This window comes from Arthrobacter sp. GAS37 (assembly GCF_044908325.1).
GTDB lineage: Bacteria > Actinomycetota > Actinomycetes > Actinomycetales > Micrococcaceae > Arthrobacter > Arthrobacter ramosus.
Window position 1 is genome coordinate 131,818 of record NZ_JBIYDB010000007.1, and the last position, 18,166, is coordinate 149,983.

Annotated in this window: 14 protein-coding genes; 11 read left to right on the plus strand and 3 right to left on the minus strand. The window is 60.4% G+C overall.

The features are described from left to right. Window positions 1–405: 405 nt before the first annotated feature. Window positions 406–1,179, minus strand: coding sequence for an IclR family transcriptional regulator (locus ABH924_RS08735; protein ID WP_404498079.1), 774 nt, complete (start codon window positions 1,177–1,179; stop codon window positions 406–408). A 152-nt stretch (window positions 1,180–1,331) separates the two neighbouring features. Between ABH924_RS08735 and ABH924_RS08740 the strand changes: the two genes are divergently transcribed. From ABH924_RS08740 to ABH924_RS08790, 11 genes are all read left to right on the plus strand, one after another. Beyond that, a complete protein-coding gene (locus tag ABH924_RS08740; RefSeq protein ID WP_404498080.1) occupies window positions 1,332–2,735 on the plus strand; it encodes an MFS transporter in 1,404 nt (467 codons plus the stop codon). Window positions 2,736–2,738: 3 nt separating this feature from the next. Beyond that, window positions 2,739–3,575 carry an SDR family NAD(P)-dependent oxidoreductase gene (locus ABH924_RS08745; RefSeq protein ID WP_404498081.1) on the plus strand — a complete coding sequence of 279 codons (837 nt, stop codon included), beginning with the start codon at window positions 2,739–2,741 and terminating at the stop codon, window positions 3,573–3,575. Window positions 3,576–3,660: 85 nt separating this feature from the next. Then, window positions 3,661–5,046 carry a flavocytochrome c gene (locus ABH924_RS08750; protein WP_404498082.1) on the plus strand — a complete coding sequence of 462 codons (1,386 nt, stop codon included), beginning with the start codon at window positions 3,661–3,663 and terminating at the stop codon, window positions 5,044–5,046. Window positions 5,047–5,069: 23 nt separating this feature from the next. Then, window positions 5,070–6,512 (plus strand): FAD-dependent oxidoreductase, encoded by a 1,443-nt coding sequence (locus ABH924_RS08755; RefSeq protein ID WP_404498083.1) that lies wholly within the window; start codon window positions 5,070–5,072, stop codon window positions 6,510–6,512. Continuing rightward, a complete protein-coding gene (locus ABH924_RS08760; RefSeq protein ID WP_404498084.1) occupies window positions 6,509–8,044 on the plus strand; it encodes an FAD-dependent oxidoreductase in 1,536 nt (511 codons plus the stop codon). Before ABH924_RS08755 ends, ABH924_RS08760 begins: the two co-directional genes overlap by 4 nt. A gap of 310 nt (window positions 8,045–8,354) precedes the next feature. Further along, window positions 8,355–8,498, plus strand: a complete 144-nt coding sequence (locus ABH924_RS08765) for a hypothetical protein (RefSeq protein WP_404498085.1) — start codon at window positions 8,355–8,357, stop codon at window positions 8,496–8,498. A 1,597-nt stretch (window positions 8,499–10,095) separates the two neighbouring features. Next, window positions 10,096–11,397 (plus strand): hypothetical protein, encoded by a 1,302-nt coding sequence (locus ABH924_RS08770; protein WP_404498086.1) that lies wholly within the window; start codon window positions 10,096–10,098, stop codon window positions 11,395–11,397. Beyond that, window positions 11,394–12,026, plus strand: coding sequence for a hypothetical protein (locus ABH924_RS08775; RefSeq protein WP_404498087.1), 633 nt, complete (start codon window positions 11,394–11,396; stop codon window positions 12,024–12,026). Before ABH924_RS08770 ends, ABH924_RS08775 begins: the two co-directional genes overlap by 4 nt. Then, entirely contained in the window at window positions 12,023–14,236 is a 2,214-nt protein-coding gene (locus tag ABH924_RS08780; RefSeq protein ID WP_404498088.1) for an AAA family ATPase, read from the plus strand. Before ABH924_RS08775 ends, ABH924_RS08780 begins: the two co-directional genes overlap by 4 nt. Before the next feature lie 448 nt (window positions 14,237–14,684). After that, window positions 14,685–15,047, plus strand: coding sequence for a type II toxin-antitoxin system RelE/ParE family toxin (locus ABH924_RS08785; RefSeq protein WP_404498089.1), 363 nt, complete (start codon window positions 14,685–14,687; stop codon window positions 15,045–15,047). Further along, window positions 15,047–15,352 carry a helix-turn-helix domain-containing protein gene (locus ABH924_RS08790; protein WP_404498090.1) on the plus strand — a complete coding sequence of 102 codons (306 nt, stop codon included), beginning with the start codon at window positions 15,047–15,049 and terminating at the stop codon, window positions 15,350–15,352. The genes ABH924_RS08785 and ABH924_RS08790 overlap by 1 nt, the downstream gene beginning before the upstream one ends. A gap of 339 nt (window positions 15,353–15,691) precedes the next feature. On the opposite strand, the gene ABH924_RS08795 is transcribed toward ABH924_RS08790, so the two are convergent. Beyond that, window positions 15,692–16,438: an ATP-binding protein gene (locus ABH924_RS08795; protein ID WP_404498091.1), complete on the minus strand. Its 747-nt coding sequence runs from the start codon at window positions 16,436–16,438 to the stop codon at window positions 15,692–15,694. Further along, window positions 16,435–17,310, minus strand: a complete 876-nt coding sequence (locus ABH924_RS08800; protein WP_404498092.1) for a Mu transposase domain-containing protein — start codon at window positions 17,308–17,310, stop codon at window positions 16,435–16,437. The genes ABH924_RS08795 and ABH924_RS08800 overlap by 4 nt, the downstream gene beginning before the upstream one ends. Window positions 17,311–18,166: the final 856 nt, after the last annotated feature.

Genomic DNA, 18,166 nt, shown 5'->3' on the forward strand with positions numbered 1-18,166 from the left:
TGCGCTCGCCGCTTGATGCTCACAATGGCCGCATGTGGAAACGGGAAAACGCCGACCCCTTTGGCTCTGAGGAATGGAGTTTGATTAGTCTCCCTACTGGATGTACCCAGCTGGCCTCGATGCTGACGCAGTACTCATTGTGGTTAGGACTTGACCCGAGCAGATTTAGACCTGTATCTAACAAGGCTGGTCGGTACGTTCGTGGAGGAAGATTGCTGAGGAGAGGCAACCGCGCTGCTAGGGCTTCCCGGAGACCGGCAACGACTCCACTTGAATGAAGACCAATTCGGTCGGCCTCCCGACGCCGGCTCCAGCGGGCGTGCCTTTGCGGTTTTTCGTCAGGTCGCCCAGGGCCTCAACTGTCTGTTTGCGCCGGCACTTGTGGGCTCTCCGTGGAGTGTCAGGTCATGAGACCTGAGCGGCGATTTCGTGTTCCTTGAACTCCTTGGCTGTTTGGACAAGACAGTTGGCAAGGCGTTTCGCGTCTTCCCGGGTGAACCGGGCACTTGGCAGAGCGACGCTGAAGGCGGCGTGCTCGCCGTCGATCACCCCCAGGGAGACGGCGAGGGCTGCAACCCCGTCTTCGCTTTCCTCGTAGTTCGCCCCCACGCCTCGCCGTCGGGTCTTTTCCAAATCCGCGTGGATTCGCGCGAGATCGATTTTCCTGTCGCGTCGCGCTGAGCTCGTCGCAGCGATCTTGTACCGGGCATCAACCTCTTGCGGAGTTAGGTCAGCGAGCATAGCCTTGCCTGCTGAAGTGACATGGGCCGGGAGTACGACGCCGGTCCTCAGACCGAAGCGCAATGCTTGTGTCGTTGCTTCAATGCCGTCGAGATGGTGAATTTCGGTGCCGACGAGCGTTGCAAGGTGGACCGTCTCACCAACGCGTTCGGAGAGTCGCTCCAGGTAAGGCCGGGCGCGGAGACGAAGCGGTGGCACCGGTTGCATCATCCCTGGACGGAGGAACTCCGGCCCGGGGGAGTAGCGCTTTTGTTCTCCCTGCCGCGCGAAGCCGTCTCCGACGAGAGTAGCGAGAAGGCGTTGCGCAGTTGACGGGTTAACGTCAAGTTCCTTTGCGGCCTCCGTGACGCTGAGGGAGCCGTTTTCGGCCATCAGCTTCAACAGGACCAAAGCGCGATGGACGGCTTCAACCCGGGAAGACTCTTCATTGCGTATCACGCAATTACTCTAGCAGCTATTGCGCCACACACAATCCCGGGGCTACGGTTGCATCACTTCCAGATACGGCATGGCGCACCGGGCCAAGAGTCCAGGACCGGCCGTCACATCTGGTACCTCCAAAAATCCGCTCACCCGACAAAGGAGTCTTGATGAGTCAGCCCACCACCCCCTACGTAAAACGTCCACCGCGGACCCGTATGCCAGCATCGCCCCAGGCCAAGCGGGCGGTCGTCAGCGGAACCTTCGGGTCAGCCCTCGAATGGTTCGACTTCGCCGTCTACGGGGCGATGTCAGCAACCGTTTTTCCCGTCGTGTTCTTCAACAAGCTGGACCCTGGCATCGGTTTGCTGGCCTCGTTCGCCGCCTTCGGCGTCGGCTTCTTCGCCCGTCCACTGGGAGGCATCGTCTTCGGTCATCTGGGGGACCGGTTCGGCCGCCGAAAGATCCTGCTGACCACCTTCATCCTGATGGGTGTGGCGTCAATGATCATCGGCTTATTGCCGCCCTACTCCGCCATCGGCTTCATCGCTCCGTTGGCACTGGTTTTCATGCGCTTCATTCAGGGAATCGCATTGGGTGGCGAGGCGACCGGCGCGCAGCTCATGACGATGGAGCATGCCCCAGCAGACCGACGCTCCTTCTATGGAGCACTCATGGCGATGGGCTCGCCCATCAGCCAGGTACTGGCCAATCTCTTGCTTGCGGTGCTCTCCGGTGTGCTGAGTGAAGAGGCCTTCCTCGCGTGGGGCTGGCGGGTGCCGTTCCTGCTCAGTATCTTCCTCGTCGCTGTGGGCATCTATATCCGTCTCAAGGTTGAAGAGACTCCGGTGTTCAAGGAGGGAGCAAAGGAGTCTGCGACAGAACCGACCAACCCCGCGATTGTAATGAAGACCCAGGGCGTGACCATTCTCCGGCTGATCCTCGCTTTCGCCCCGATCGTCATCACGTTCTACATCGTTTCGGTCTTCGGCATCAGCTACCTGACCAGCCACGGATTCACCCAAAGCCAGACGTTCACCATCATCATGATCTCCAATTTCCTCTCGGTGATCGCGATCTGGTGGGGTGGCCGGCTCTCCGACGTCTACGGTCGTCGAAAGATCCTCATGATCGGCTCCGCCGGCACCCTTCTGGCAGCGTTCATTTTCTTCCCGGTGGTGAATCTACGCAGCTTCCCGCTGGCGCTCGCAGTGGTGGCCTTTGCCCTGGTCTCTGCGCAGTTCGGCAACGCCGGGCAGGGAGCGCTCTTCGCCGAAGCCTTCCCGACCCACATGCGCTACACAGGATCTGCACTGGCCTTGACTGGATCAAACCTGATCTTCGCAGCACCTGCCCCCTTCCTTGCCTCGTGGTTGATGACCATCAGTTCCGGGAACACCGTCTCGATCACGATCTTCTGGGTGGTCACCATCGTTGCCGCGCTGATCAACATGCTCCTGATGGGTGACGGCAAGACCCTCGAAGGGAAGTCACATCGGTTCGGTCGCTATGCACCGGTAGCCGAACCCGGTGATCCGGACGTTGAGGCCCCGAGCAACGCGATGGTGAAGTGACCGATGATCGTCGAACAGCGAATCGAATCCGCTGACCGGAAACTCTCGGAACGCAGCACCCTCACCCGGACGGCAATCGTCACGGGCGGGGCAGGCGGCATCGGTAGGACGATCTGCCGCCGCCTCGCGGCAGAGGGCTACGCCGTCGTCGTCGCCGATATCACTCAGGACGCCGCTGATCAGGCGGCGGCCAACCTTCCCGGGATCGACGGCGCGGATCACCGCGGTTTCGCCGGTGACCTGACCGATAGCGCGGTCAACCGCGAACTCGCAGTGTTCGCTGCCGAGACTGCGCCCATCGCTGTCCTGATCAACGCCGTCGGCATTTCCCCAAAGCGCAACGGCAGGAAGATCCCGTTTTTCGAGCTCGGCGATGAGGAATGGAACCACGTGATGGCTGTCAACGTCAGCGCACCGTTCTTTCTGATCCGGGAGGCATTCCGATACATGCCCACAGACGGCAGCGCAAGCATCGTGAACCTGCTCTCGATTACGGCCAAGCTGGGCACCGGCGGCCCGGCCGATGCCGGCTTCGGTCCATTCCTGCCCAGCAGCGCGGTCTATGGGGCGTCCAAGGCCGCACTGCAAAATCTGACCGCCAGCCTCTCGCATGAACTGGCGGACCGGCGGATCCGCGTCAACGGAATCGCACCCGGCTTCGTCCAGACGCCGATGATGGGCGAGGTTCCCATGGACGAGAGGCTCCTTGGCCAGGTGCCGATGAAGCGCTTCGCGAGACCTGAGGAGATCGCCGACGCCGTCGCCTTCCTTATCAGCGACCAAGCCAGCTACATCACCGGCATCAGCCTCGACATTAACGGCGGCTGGCTCACCTGCTGATCGCCACGCGGACACACCGCCCGGTCACTGCGATCACCGTTCAATCCTTCCGAAATACGTCTGAAAGCGAGCGTGCATTACTACCATGCCCGAACATACATACGATCTGATTGTCGTCGGCTCCGGCATCGCCGGGCAGACGGCCGCAACCTCAGCTGCCGAGGCAGGCCTGAAAGTGGTCTTGTTGGAGAAAACCGCAAACCTCGGGGGATCATCGGCCATGAGCGGCGGCTGGTTCGCGTTCACTGGGACCGAAGAACAGGAAGCGCAGGGCATCGAGGACTCTCCGGAACTGTTCCTGGACGACATGCTCAAGGTTGGGAAGTACCTCAACGACCGGTCCCTGCTACAGGCCTACCTCACCCACCAGCAGGAGACCTACCGGTGGCTCAAACAACACGGCGTGGAATTCCGCGAAGTGGAGATCAGCTCCGGGCAATCGGCACGTCGCAGCCACAACTCGGTCATCAAGAAGGTCCTCGCCTCACTCCATCAGGACTTCACCGCCGCCGGAGGAAAGACCCTCCTCAATCATCGGGCAGTGCGGCTGGTCCAGGACAATTCCGGACGCGTCACCGGAGTGATCACACAGTCAGAACAGTCAGCGGAACCGTTCACCGCAACCGGCGGTGTCATCCTGGCCACCGGCGGATTCAGCCGGGGAACCGAGCTCCTGAAGACATTTGCCCCCGAGCAACTGGCCGCCATCCCCTACGGGGGAAAGGGCAATACCGGAGACGGGTTGCGGATGGCGTGGAAGCTCGGGGCCGGTATGGCCGACATGTCTTTCGTCAGCGGCACCTACGGCTCCCACCCCGACACCGGGGAGGACTTCCACGAACTGCTGACGGCCTATTACATGGGGGCTGTCATCGTCAACAAACACGGCCGGCGCTTCGTCGACGAATCGCAGGACTACAAGACCCTCGGCCGAGTGGTCCTGGACCAGCCCGAAGGTCTCGGGTTCGAAATCTTCGACGCGAAAGTACGGGCGAAGTCCCACCGGGGCATTCCGTTGAAGGACATCGATACCCTCGAGGACATAGGACACGTGCACAAAGCGGACACCCTCGAGCAACTAGCCGAAATTGCCGGCATCGACGCCGGTGCCCTCGCCGACACGATCCGACAATATAACGCCGTTGTTGCCGGTGGGCAACCGGACGAGGTCGGGCGGAGCAGCCTGTGCAACGGAGTCGGTGAGCTGCTGCCAATCGACCAAGCGCCCTTCTACGCTTACCCGGCCAAGTCCTTGATGACCACCACATACTGCGGCCTAACCATCACGGACCGAGGCCAGGTCCTCGATGTCGACGGCGACATCATCGACGGGCTCTATGCCATCGGAGAAGTGACGGGCGGATTCCACGGAGCGGCGTACATGACGGGCACGTCCCTGGGCAAAGGCGCCGTCTTTGGGCGCATCGCGGCCGAGCACGCGGCCTCAAAGCTTGGCGTCGGCGCCGCATGAGATCGGAACAGAGGACTATTTCCATGGCACATCACGAACGTGTTGACGAGACACGCGAGGTGGACGTCGTCGTCGTCGGGTCCGGGGTCAGCGGCTCATCCGCCGCCAGGACCGCGGCCCGTACCGGGGCGAAAGTGGCGATGCTGGAGAAATCGGAGAGCTTCGGCGGGTCCGCGGCCCTATCGGCAGGAATGTTTTGGACCGCGCCAACGGTCGAGACCTATCGAGCCCGCATTCCCCTAGGAAACCTGGAGCTCGGGACCCGCGTGGTCGGAGACTACCGGGATGCGCTCGCCGAGCTGCGTGCCTCGGGCGTGAGAGTGGCCGATGAGCCCAAGCACGACATCATGACCTTTGGCATCGGCTACTCGACCGATATTCACGCAATTCTTGCTTGGTGTCGGGAAGAGATTCTTGCGGCCGGAGGCCAGGTCCGCACCAATACGCCGGTGATCGAGTTGCTTTACGACGGCGGCGGGGTCACCGGAGTGGTTGCCCGTGAGGACGGGGATCGCTTGGTGCGGTACGAAGCTCAAGCGGTCATTCTGGCTACCGGGGGCTTCCAAGGCGCCCGCGACGAGTTGACCCGCCACATTGGTCCAAACGCCGATCGCCTGGTGCTGCGATCCAACCCGGGCAGCGTCGGCGACGGGCTGCGTCTGGCCCGTTCTGCCGGCGCCGGGGGCACGACGGCGATGAGCACCTTCTACGGGCACCTCCTTCCGTACCCCGTTGACCGGTTTCGGTCGGAGGACTACCTGCCGTACTCGCAGTACTACTCCGGATCCACCGTCCTGGTGAACCTCCTTGGAGAACGGTTTACGGATGAGACGGAAGGCGACGAACTGCTCAATCAAGCTGTCACTTTCCAGCCACAAGCGCGGGGTGTGCTGATTTTCGACGAGCACGTGCGCAGCACCGAGGCGACCGAGGAGCCGTTCCCGGGGCTCGGAGCCACCGACCGGTTTGCCACAGCTGTGGAAGCCGGCGGCACGTACGCGGTAGCCGATACAGTGCCCGCCCTGCTGGACCAGGTCGCCGCGTGGGGAATCGACCGTTACAACCTGGGCCGCACCCTGGACGCCTACACCGACGCGGTGGCCTCGGGGGGCGGAGTCGCCCGCGGAATCCCCGTCTCCGGCACCGCCCGCGCCCCGCAGCAAGGACCGTTCTACGCCCTGATGGTTCAGCCATCCATCACCTTCACCTTCGGGGGAGTGCGCACCAACACCGAGGGCGAGGCCCTTGACCACGACGGTCGGCCCATCCCCGGCCTCTACGCCGCCGGAGCCGACATCGGAGGGTTGTCCAACTACGGCTACGCCGGAGGCTTGGCACCGGGATACATCACAGGACGATGGGCCGGGCGATCAGCATCACAACGGGCGGCTTCGGCCCCTCAGCTGAACCGCGCACCGTCGCTGATCAACGAAGCACACCCAACGACACACGGAGCAACAGCATGAACACGACCGCAGATGTCCTCGTCATCGGCGGCGGAGGCTCAGGGATGAGCGCCGCCATTTCCGCAGCGACCAGCGGCGCCACTGTCATCGTGCTCGAAAAATGCCCCAAGGTCGGCGGCAGCACCGCAATGTCAGTCGGATCATTCACCGCGGCCAACACCTCCTACCAGTACCGCGCCGGCGTCAACGACAGCATCGAGCTGTTCGTCGAGGACATGAAGGTCGCCAACGGCCAGTTCGAGGACCGCGAAAACAAGGAGCTGCGCCGCATCCTGGCCGAGAACGCCGGAACCACGGTGGAATGGCTCTCCAGTATCGGGGTGCAGTTCCTCGGCCCGACTCCGGAGCCGCCCTACGAGAAACCGCGGATGCACAACGTCCTGCCGAACTCCTCAGCCTACGCATCGGCACTGCTGCGGGAATGCAAGAAGCGCGGTGTTGAGGTGCGCACATCCATGCGCGTGGACAAGCTCCTGCGCAACGCAGCGGGCGAGATCATCGGAGCCCGGGCGAACGATACCGACTTCTTCGGCCGCCGCGGCGTGATCCTGGCCACGGGAGACTACTCCGCGTCCACCGAGATGAAAGCCGAGTTCGTTGGAGAAGCCGCCGCCAAGATTCCCCCCGTCAATCCAAACAACACCGGGGACGGGTTCAAACTGGGCACCGACGCAGGTGGAGTCATGATCCAGATGGACCGGCTCTACGAGGGCCTGCGGTTCGCGCCCTCAAAGCGGCCCGACCCCATCAAGATCCTGCCCTCGCACCCGCTGCTGTCCAAGGCCATGCGTCTCGTTGTCGAACGACTGCCAAAGAAGCTGCTCGCATACGTCATCCGTGGCGCCCTGACCAGCTGGGTGGGCCCGAACAACACGATGTATCAAGCTGGTGCCATCCTGATAGGGCATTCCGGGAAACGAATAGCCAACGAGGACTCCGACAACCTCATGGCGCGCGCCGCAGCCGCTGATGAAAAGAACACAGCCTTCATGATCTTCGACGAACGGGTCGCCAGAAAGTTTTCAGCGTGGCCCCATCCCGTCTCGACCTTCCCCGGCGTGGCCTACGCCTACGTCAACGATTACAAGCGATTCCGCCCGGACGTCTACCACCGGGCTGAAACCATCGAGGAACTCGCCGCGAGCATCGGCGTTGCCTCCTCCGTTCTGAACTCCACCGTCGATGAATGGAACGCCGATGTTGCAAACGGAAAGGACAGCAGGTTTGGCCGGCACCACCTTGGCGCCGGCGTCAGCGAAGGACCGTTCTATGCTCTGGGCCCGATGAACGCCTTCATCACCCTTGCCGACGGCGGCCTCACCGTCGACACCGAGCTGCGCGTGACACAGGCCGATGGCGAGGCAATACCGGGGCTGTGGGCCGCCGGTTCCACAGGTCAAGGAGGCCTCCAGCTCCTCAACCACGGCCTGCATATCGGATGGGCGATAGTCTCTGGCCGTCTCGCCGGACGAAGCGTAGCCCAGGCCCCGAACCGCCCCGACCTCGAAGCCATTGAGAACGCCGTAGTCTGACAAATCTTGTAAGGGCTAATAGAACACCGTGCTGCCGGGGCCCTTTGAAGTGTTCACCTACACCAGCCGAGGCGATCGGCCATCCGTGCGCGTCGGCGATGTCGATGCCGAGAGACACGCCATAGCGCCGGCCTCCCTAAACGCGACAGGTACTGAGCGGCCGACGAGGGCACGCGCCGGCCGCTGTCGTCCTCGCCATTTGCAAACGGCGAGTCCACAGTGGGTGGCCCGCACCTGGGGCGGGTGCCCCTGAGCGGCTTTCGATTTTGCTCGTTGCGGACGACAAGGCCGGCAACTGTTGCATCCGACCTTGCAGAGGTCGAGGGTGGCCCGCATCGAGCACGGCGACATCGACCACGCCCAGGCTGATACCTTGCGGAAATACGTCGAAGAAGTCGAGGTCCGGCATCGTGTCGTCATTGTACTCGGCAACGAACGGGCTTCGATTGCCTGAACAAGCAACCCGTTCCGGTACGTTTGAACAACTTGGCCGTGCCCGGGAACGGGTTCAAAAGTGGGAACAGAGGAGGTGTTGACAGAGTCAACACCTTCAGCCTGGGATCGGGCCATACATCGGCCGGACTGGCTCGGATTACCTATGTTTTCTCGAGTTCCCAGTGTTTACAGGGCCGGTTCGAGTCCCACCTCGGGCACAGTGTTGTCGCAGGTCAGGGGCCTATTTGGCCCCTGACTGTTGACAAAGCTTGACTTTTCGGAATGGTCGGGTGTAGTCCCGCCGAGTAGTAGTCGCGTCGGCAAACGGGACGTAGTCTCTTGATTGATGTGGCGGTCGGGCGGCTGCGATCTTCGCTGGTGCTATGCCATTGCTTGGCAGAGCACCAGTCGCCGCACTGCCGTTCCAGTCTTTCTGGTCCGAAGGCGTCTGGACGGCGGCTGCGTGTGCAGACGCTGTCAGTTGTTCGTCTGAGTCGGCCTGCTTGCTCCTCCGCTCTTTGCCATGCGGCCCCGGAAATCGCAGTACCCGATGTTCACGACGCTTCCACATCACCGGCGCATAAGCCGCCCTGCACATATTGGCGGTGGGGCGACTCGTGAACTACTGGGGGAGTGCCCAGTCCAAAATGACGCCTGTTGAGTCGTTTGAGTACTGTGCAGAGGTCATTGGTGTGGTGTTTGAGCCCTCGATGATGACCCAGGCCCGTAGCAGTCTCCGGCCTTAACTTGCTGTTCCGGCGGCCAGAACCCCGGAACAGCTCCCGGATGCTGCCATGTTGTGCTGGCCGGGGTGTAGGAGCGGTTGGCGGCGTCTCGAAGCGACCAGAAACGTTGATAGACGGTAGCGGGAGAGCTCGAAGTCTGAGTGGGAATACAGACCTGAATATCGATGGCCTCTTGGTTTACGTCTTGCGGCTCGACGCCTTTTCGGTGTTCAAATACCGTAACGGTGCCGCCGCCTGGAAGTTTGGCCGCGGTTCCTAGCGGCAGGGGCCCCGACCGTGTCGGTGTCGGTGTAGGTGATGGACTTGGAGCAGCAGTGACCGTCACCGTCTGAGTAACGGTGACGACGGGCTGTGCCGTCGCACTTCCACCGGCGCAGCCTGCTAGTAGGGTAGGCAGGGAGAGCCAGAGTGCGCTTACGCATGCGGTTCCCGATCTCGAAAATACTGTTTGTATCCCTTATTGTACCACTCCAACTGTTGTTTCCAGGCAGTGACACATTCGTTCTTGCCTCGAATCTCGAATCACCCCTGTTCAGGGCGGCGTTCCGGACCAGGAACCAGCTGGGGGTTCCGCCGCTTGTCTTCCGCAACCGCTCTTATCGCAGGCTGGATACATATGCCGCTGTTATCGGAGGTTAAGCAGCGCGGCGTGACCCTCCGTACAAACCGCCCCGGATAGCATGAGTCGATGAGTGCCACGCCTGACCTCTTGGTAGACGTGAGAACGCCTACCAAGGGGGAAACCGATTGGCGGATACAGCTCAAGTGACGAGCGTAAGCAATCCTCTAATGCTTCCGGCAGAGATTCTTCAGCGAATCACTGACACAGGCGGGAGCCGGGTTGTTCTAGTTGTCGGCGCAGGTGTTTCCATGGAGAGCCCGACCAACTTCAAGAGCGGCACCTACTACTCGCGCGAGGCTCATCGAAGGCTAGTAAATGATGGAGTGCTCGACTCTGGCGAGTGCCCAGAGCCAGAGGACCTCTCGGTCCTGGCCGAAACGGTGTACGAGAGGCACGGTTCGCAGAAAGAACTGACTAGCCGCTTGCCTAAAGACGCATGGCGTACCGCTGCGCCGAACTCGGGACACCTAATCGCAGCAGCCCTCCTTCTAGAGGGAGCGCTGCATCATGTGATCTCACTGAACTACGATCTCGCGTTTCAGAACGCGGTCACAGAGCTAGGCAACAGCACAAGCATTACCTTTGTTGAAGGGCCCGATGAGCACGCCAACATCGGCGCCCACTCTGTTGTGTATCTTCACCGGAGCGTGAACCAAGATGAAGAAACTTGGGTGTTGAGGAAGACTGCGCTCGACTCGGAATGGGAAAGTGACTGGGAGAGTGTGATTGCGGCAGCGAATCTGGGTGCGCCGCTCGTTATCTTTATTGGACTCGGTAGCCCTGCAAAAGTCTTGACCGAGAGTGTTGCGCGTCTGGCAGCGAAAGCAAAGTCTTCCTACTACCTTGTGGACCGCAATCTTGACACACAGTTTTCGGATGCGCTGAGCGCAAACCTGACGGGCACTGTCGAGCTATATTGGGGAGAATTCATGACTAAGCTCGCGAAACGCGTGGTGAGCGAACAGCTGCAGCACATCAGGGAGGCATGCGAGCAACTGCTTTGGGAACAACCGGACATTGCGCCCGCCCACACAAATGACATCACCGAGCCCCTGTCCAATGTGGATCTCGTGAGCTTAGGGAAAGCCCGCTCAGTATGGCTTTTAGAAGCATACCGGTACTCGGCTGAGGGTGATCCAACCCGGCAACAGCACGTTGCTCATCTCTTGCTAGGGCTTGACCGCATGACGGCCGCCCTGACGGCAACGAGTATCGAATTGGACAGCCATGGGCGCTTCACGTTCATCGATGCGCAAGATAGGCGTCTCGTTCTCGGTTTGGCCCATGGCAAAGGAATGAGTTCTTGGGCAGCGATAAGCACCAAGGTCCGAGAACGCAATGAGGGCTTGGCGCCGCAGCATCGCACCGGAACAGTCGTCGTCGCAGGCGCTAGGACAACGGGGGATTTCAAGGTCGATGACCTCGTGCGCGAGGACACGGCTGGTGACTTGATTCGTGGGGCCGACACTCTATTTCCGATATTCGTTGATGAGTTTCTTAGTGACCCAATGAGTGATCTTAAGTCGGCCGTCGAGAGGATAACGAAATGACGCAAACCGTGGTCAGCAACGATCTTTTACTCTCTGAACTTGCTCGCTTGTTTGCGGAGTCCGACATACGGCAGATTGACCGGTCGCTGTATGAATCGTGGCCCTCACATGCGATGGCCTTCGAAGATGAATACGCCGTCATCGCAGTCTGGCCCTTTGATTCGGTGGACGCGCTTGTTAATGGTTGGGGCGCTGCGCAGGACCATGTCGTTCGCCTGTTGGGCACTAGTGTCGTGAATACCGACCCGAAGTCTTGGGACGGCTATCTTGTGCTCGCAGCCGTCGATGGGGTTCCGGAAGGGCTAGCCGCTGAACTTAGCAATATTCGATCGGATACACGGCGAGTCCGCAAGCTAGTCGTGACAGCGGATGACTTACCAAGCCGCGTTTCCGATCCGCTGGAAGTGACACCACATATACGGAGGGCTTTGGCGCCGATTCTCGACCTCGACGTTAATTCGGGCCTTGGCCGATCGGACCCTCTGGACTCGCTCCCGACGCGCCTATCAGCGTCGTTAGTTGCCGCTGAACATCTGCTCGCGGTTGTAGCCGCCTATGAGGCTGGCGGATCACTCCTGGACGAACTCCACGATGAGCTTACTAAACTGCGCGAGACCGAGGCGGGATGATGCGAATCAAAGGAATTACTATCGCCGGCTTCGGTGGCGTATCGGACGAAATTTCTGTCGACCTTAACGCTGACGTTGTGATCGTAGTCGGCGCAAACGGCTACGGTAAAACAACCATCTGCAATGCCATATCTTGGGTTATGTCCGGCAAGAGTCCCAGCAGTCAAGGACCGCGGAACTTGTACAGCAAATCTGGGACAACGATGGTAGAGCTCGAAGCCGACTTCGACGGCGCCGATGTCACTATTGCTAGATCACTTGAAAACCCCGATGAGGTTGACGTCAAGAAGTTGCGGTGGCCTCTTCGTGTAAGTACGGGTGAAGAGGTGCTGCGCGGAGTGGATGCGGAGGTGTGGCTTCGTAAGCATCTTGCAGGGACCGAAACTAATGAAGACTTTAGTTCCCTGGCGGAGTCGTTCATGGATTCCATCTACCTCCAACAAGAATCTCTTCGGGAATTTCTCACCGGCAGGCAGGATACGGAGAGGTTCGACGCCGTGGCCAGTATGGTCGGAGCCGGACGTCTGCGGGAGTTCGCCGATCAACTCCAATCTCACAAGCGCGCATGGGTACGCGCACTCACCCAGTCAGATGCGGCACTGAATGCTGACCGCACGAAGGTAGAAGACCTTGAGGCGTCCCTAAAGGTCCTTGATGGTGAGATTTCGAAGGCGAATGCGCCTGAAGTGCAGGCTCGATGGCACTCCTGGCTCAGCGATATAGAGTCCTTGGAACTTGATGAACTGCCATCTATTCACCAATTGGAACTTACTGAGCAGGCCCTCAGCACAATTCGAGGTGCTCTAATCAGGGCTCGGAGCGATGTCGAACAGCTGGAGTCGGTCATGCTTGCGGCGCAAGCCGAATTGCGTGTCCCCATCCCTGCTGAGCCGAACGAGTCTGCCCTGATGACTGTCTCCAGCCAGATTGCGGAGGTTTCAAGTACGAAAATCGCGGCGGACAGTGAAGTGCAGTCGCTGCGGAACGCATTAACACGGTCGGAGGCATCGTTGCGGCGGGCGGAGTCGCTCCGAGAGGATTTGGCAACAATGGCAACGATTTTGTTGCGGCATGTATCCGATGATTGTTCGGCCTGTGGTCAAGGAGTAGACCCGCAAGATTATCGGGCCCGCCTCGAAAGGCTCGCAGCGGAGTCACAAGATGCGGAACAGCGAGGAGCAGTCGAGCTTCAACGCCAACAGTTGGAGAGCGCTGAAGAGCGTTCGCGTGACGCTTCAACGGGACTCGCCGCTCTCACAGATCAGCAACGGACGTTGAAACAGCAGCAGGCTTCGGCAGTTGCCGCAAGAGAACGCCGTGAGACCCGATTGCGCGAGGTGTTGGGAAGACTGCCCAATGACGACACTGAACCGTCCGTCGACCATGACACCGGTCTTGACTCGATCGCGCGCGAGATAGAACTTCTTTCGACAAGACGTGACCAGATCTCACGCATCAATGAGACGGGTAGGCAGTTCGAGGCCGCTGCTTCGTTGGAAGCTTCAAGGGCGCGGCATGGCCGTATCTCCGCTGAGCTTGCAACGCTGAGCACGGAATTGGCGAAGAAAGAACAGGACCTCGTTGCTCGGAAACAGACAAACGAAGTGGCGACAACGCTGCTAGAAGCAGTAAAAAAAGATGCGGAGAGCTTTGTCGCCGAACGCCTCACTCAACTGCGGCCACTACTCAGCCAGTTCTATGCGGCCATAGACCCACACCCCACCTTCCGTTCCGTGGAGATTGCTACCCGACAGTTTGGTGGTAAACATCGTCTGACCCCCCGGCTGCGGGATGTAGATGTGCAGGTTGACGTTGCTGATCCGGGTGAGACATTGTCGACGTCTCAGGCAAACGCTCTGGCCGTCTCTCTGTTTCTAGCTTTCAACCTCGGGTTTGCACCAACTCATATGAACGCATTGGTGCTCGATGATCCTCTTCAGAACTTGGACGATGTTCACCTCTTGGGGCTCGTGGATCTACTTAGGAAAATACTTCCGTTCCGTCAGATGATCATCACCACGCATGATCATGCCTTCGCCGCACTTTTAGCCCGGAAACTGCGTCCTGTCAAAGAGGGCGCTCGAACGACTTACGTGCGTTTTACCAAATGGGATCGCAGTGGCCCAGGTGTCGAGCAATGGGACGTCCCCGCAGAGGCAAGCCCACTAAAGCTAGTTTCGGCACACACGTCAAACAGTGTCTCTTCCTAATTCACCACGTGTATCGAGACACTTTTCATCCTTGATGTCTGGAATTGAGTAGCAAACGCGCGTTTGACCGTTATACGGGGTGGGTGACGGCGCGGTACTTCACAGATTCAGCTTCATCGGACACCCCAGGGTTCTGACCGTTGATGCGTTCAGGAGCCATTGGATGTGTGTTGTCTCTGGATTGGATCCCCGAGGTGGAAGTGATCCCTATGGTGATGCTCGATGGGCGCAACACCCCCGTCGTGCCGTCCAGCATCTCTTACTACGGGGTGCACTTGCTTACGCCCGGAGCGCCATGGAACGGTCGGCGAAACGATCGTTGGTCGCTCGGCCTCTGGCAGGAGAAGCCGACCGTGCGTTCTTCTCTTCTCAGCAAGCTGAAGACGGGTCAGTCCCGTCCGCTCCTTTCGGATATAGCTCTTGAGTTGTAGAACCTGTGGGTTGTATTATGGCTTCGGTGTGGATTATTGACTTGGAGCTGGTGGAGTCGTGGCTGTTAGGGCTCGATCAGCACTCGTACGAGCAGGTGATCGCTGCGTTGGAGCTTCTAGCTGAGCGTGGTCCGCAGCTTGGCAGGCCGCTTGTCGACACGGTGATTCGTTCGCGGCACAGGAACATGAAGGAACTGCGGCCCGGATCCAGCGGGCGGTCGGAGTTGCGGATCTTGTTCGCCTTCGACCCTGAGCGGCATGCGATCCTGCTTGTCGCAGGTGACAAGGCCGGCAACTGGAGCAAGTGGTACAAAACGAACATCCCGATTGCGGATGACCTGTTCGATGATCATCTGAGAATTCTGAAAGGAGGATCGTAATGGCAAAGACTATCGACGAGATATTGGCCAAGCGGTCTGTTGACCGGCTTGCTGTGGACGCACACAAGAAGCACCTGCTCGACGAGGTCCGGGCGTACCGGCTTCGGGAACTCCGCGAGGCATCCGACTTGACGCAGGTCGAGCTGGCTGAGCGTCTTCACGTCAGCCAGAACAGGGTGTCCCGGATCGAGCACGGCGACATCGACCGCGCCCAGGTCGACACGCTGCGGAAATACGTTGAAGCGGTCGGTGGCCGGCTTCGTGTCGAGGTTGAACTCGGCGACGAACGGATCCAGATCGCCTGACCCGACAGCCCGTTCCGGTTCGTCTGAACACCTTGGTCGTGTTCGTGACACGGTAAGAGGCGGGTGTTCGACGCTGCCAGGAACGCCCGAACCGTCGTGGCCACCTGCTGACGAGGCGTTGAAGCGCGATCGCCGCGGAAAGCTCTATGCCTGAAGGTTGTAAATCATATTGTTGAGCGGCCGATGGGGGAAGATCTGCGGGTGTTGACAGTGTCAACACTTTTGTCTGAGTATTTGAAGGCTTGGAAGCCACTCGATATTGCCTTTCGGGGCCAGTGATATTGCCGGTGGGGGCCAGTGGCCGTGGTTGTGGGGGCCACGGGCCCCAACCGACGTTTCTTACTGCTTCATGGTGGTGTGTTGGCGCATGTTGTGGTTGCCGGTATCGACCCAGATGGTGTTGTGCACGATGCGGTCCATGATCGCATCGGCGTGGACCCCGGAGCCGAGCCGCTGGTGCCAGTCTTTCTTGGCGTACTGGGTGCAGAACACGGTCGATGCTGTGTCGTACCGGCGCTCCAGGAGCTCCAGCAGCATGCTGCGCATGCCCTCGTCGGGGTGGTCGAGAAGCCATTCGTCGATCACGAGCAGAGTGAAGGCCGCGTACTTGTTCAGGAATTTGGTTTGTCCCTGTGGCTTGTCCTTCGCCAGCGCCCAGGCTTCCTCAAGGTCGGGCATGCGGACGTAGTGGGCCCGGATCCGGTGCTGGCAGGCCTGCTTCGCCAGCGCGCACCCCAGGTAGGACTTCCCGGATCCGGTGAATCCCTGGAACACGACGTTCTGCTGCCGTTCGATGAACGAACACGTGCCGAGCTGGGCGATCACGTTCCGGTCCAGACCACGCTCGTCCACGAGGTCCAGCTGGCGCAGATCCGCGCCCGGGTAGCGTAGCCCGGCCCGCCGGATCAGTCCCTCAACCTTGGCGTGGTTGAACCCGGAGTGGGCCTCGTCCACGACCAGCCGGAGCCGTTCCTCGAAGGCCATGCCGAGCACGAGCGTCTCGTCCTGGGCCTCGAGCGCCTCCAGCATCGGGGCGGCACCCATCTCACGGAGCTTGCGTTTGGTTTCGATATCGATCCCGCTCACTTGGCACCACCTGCGTAGTACTCGGCGCCGCGGACGTATCCGCCGTGTTCGGCCGGTTCATCCCGTGATGGCCTGAGCCCGGCGGCCTTGTCCTGCTCCGTGGCCAGGATCGGCTGCAGATGCGCATACCGCGGGGACCGCACCCGGCCTGCCAATGCAAGCCGGCAGGCTGCCTCGACCCGTTCGGCCGAGTAACGCCGGGAGAGCCGCAACACGGCCAGTGCCGCGTCCAGGCCCTGCTCGTCGACCGGGACGGATTCGAAGATCCGGTTGACCACGGCCACCGCTGCCGGGCCGATCCGTCCGGCCCACTCCCGCACCCGGGGCGGGTCCCATTGCCGGTACTTCTCGCCGGCGGGCAGGTCGGCGTCGTTGGTGCGGTACTCGTTGGCCGCGCCCTCGGGCAGCAGCAGGTGGCTGGTCAGCCGTTCGGTGCCCCGGTAGGCCTGAATCACCCGATCGGTGATCCGCAGGTCCACCGTGGTGCCGATATTGGCAAAGGGCACCGAGTAGTAGTTCCTCTCCCAGACCACGTGCCCGTTTCGGCCCACCCGGCGCCCGTAGACCCACCTGCTGATCTCGTAGGCCGCCGCCGGCAACCCGGTCAGCAGCGGCTGCTCCTCGGCCGCGAACACGCTGGCCCTGGACCCGGACCGTTTCTGGAACGGCTCCGCATTGTAGGCTGCCACCCTCTCGATGATGGCGGCCCGGAGCTCGGCGATATCGTCCCAAACCACACCGGCCGCATCGGCAGCCTCCAGCACGGCCGTGATGCTCTTCCGCGACATTCCCTGCGATGCCGCAATCGCCCGCCCGGACAGGCCTTCGGCGCGCAACTGCAACACGAGCTTCGCTCTGATCTTCCGTACCATTGATGTTTACTCCTTCCGCCGTGCGCCCTATACACACGACGGAAGGAGCCTAAACTTGGTGGCCCCCAGACACGCCACTACCGGCACCCAAGACCGCTACCGCACGCTCTGCCCACCGGCCCCCAAACACACAACAGATGGACCCCAACAGCGCGAATATTCATTTGTCGTCGGACTGGGCCGTACATCGGCCGGACTGGCCCGGATTGGCTATGTTTTCTGGACTTCCCTGTGTTTCCGGGGCTTAGAAGCCGGTTCGAGTCCCACCTCGGGCACTGTGTTGTCGCAGGTCAGGGGCCTATTTGGCCCCCGACTGTTGACAAAACTTGACTTTTTGCGGTGATTGGGTGTAGGAGGCCGCATCGCAATTCGCGCCGTTTGTCTGATATAGATCTCGGCCTACGCCATCGTCGTTCGACGTTTCTAGCGACAAGGTGGCCATAATTGTTGCCGGCTATCATCCGCTTCACTGGTCCAGTCATCGTCAGAAGGTTTCGGAGTCCCTTGTGCGAAAGCTTCCGGCCCACTGGGAGGCTTCTGTTCCCCGATGAGGCAAGGAATTAGCGGACATCCCCAGTCAAGTAGTGCAAAGCGCTTCTTTGAGTGGAGCAGGCAATGACTTCTGAGTCCTGTCAAAGCGAAACATCATGGGCTTCACTAATCAGACTCGACCTCATGGGGTGCTGGGACCCGAGGAAGCTGAGAAAAATCGGCAGGCCTATCTCGGAGGACAGGGATTTCTATGAGTCAAGGATCGGGTGGTGGACTCGAATGGGGGTCAATATCATCGTGGATCGCGCTGCTATCAATCGTCTTGAACGTCGTTCAATTTGTAGAGATGAGGCGGGTCGCCCGA

What these genes read in the sequence shown, in the direction of transcription:
- ABH924_RS08740 (WP_404498080.1), top strand. Translation starts at nt 1,332, where the DNA reads ATGAGTCAGCCCACCACCCCCTACGTAAAACGTCCACCGCGGACCCGT.
- ABH924_RS08745 (WP_404498081.1), top strand. Translation starts at nt 2,739, where the DNA reads ATGATCGTCGAACAGCGAATCGAATCCGCTGACCGGAAACTCTCGGAA.
- ABH924_RS08750 (WP_404498082.1), top strand. Translation starts at nt 3,661, where the DNA reads ATGCCCGAACATACATACGATCTGATTGTCGTCGGCTCCGGCATCGCC.
- ABH924_RS08755 (WP_404498083.1), top strand. Translation starts at nt 5,070, where the DNA reads ATGGCACATCACGAACGTGTTGACGAGACACGCGAGGTGGACGTCGTC.
- ABH924_RS08760 (WP_404498084.1), top strand. Translation starts at nt 6,509, where the DNA reads ATGAACACGACCGCAGATGTCCTCGTCATCGGCGGCGGAGGCTCAGGG.
- ABH924_RS08770 (WP_404498086.1), top strand. Translation starts at nt 10,096, where the DNA reads ATGGAGAGCCCGACCAACTTCAAGAGCGGCACCTACTACTCGCGCGAG.
- ABH924_RS08775 (WP_404498087.1), top strand. Translation starts at nt 11,394, where the DNA reads ATGACGCAAACCGTGGTCAGCAACGATCTTTTACTCTCTGAACTTGCT.
- ABH924_RS08780 (WP_404498088.1), top strand. Translation starts at nt 12,023, where the DNA reads ATGATGCGAATCAAAGGAATTACTATCGCCGGCTTCGGTGGCGTATCG.
- ABH924_RS08785 (WP_404498089.1), top strand. Translation starts at nt 14,685, where the DNA reads ATGGCTTCGGTGTGGATTATTGACTTGGAGCTGGTGGAGTCGTGGCTG.
- ABH924_RS08790 (WP_404498090.1), top strand. Translation starts at nt 15,047, where the DNA reads ATGGCAAAGACTATCGACGAGATATTGGCCAAGCGGTCTGTTGACCGG.
- ABH924_RS08800 (WP_404498092.1), bottom strand. Translation starts at nt 17,310, where the DNA reads ATGGTACGGAAGATCAGAGCGAAGCTCGTGTTGCAGTTGCGCGCCGAA.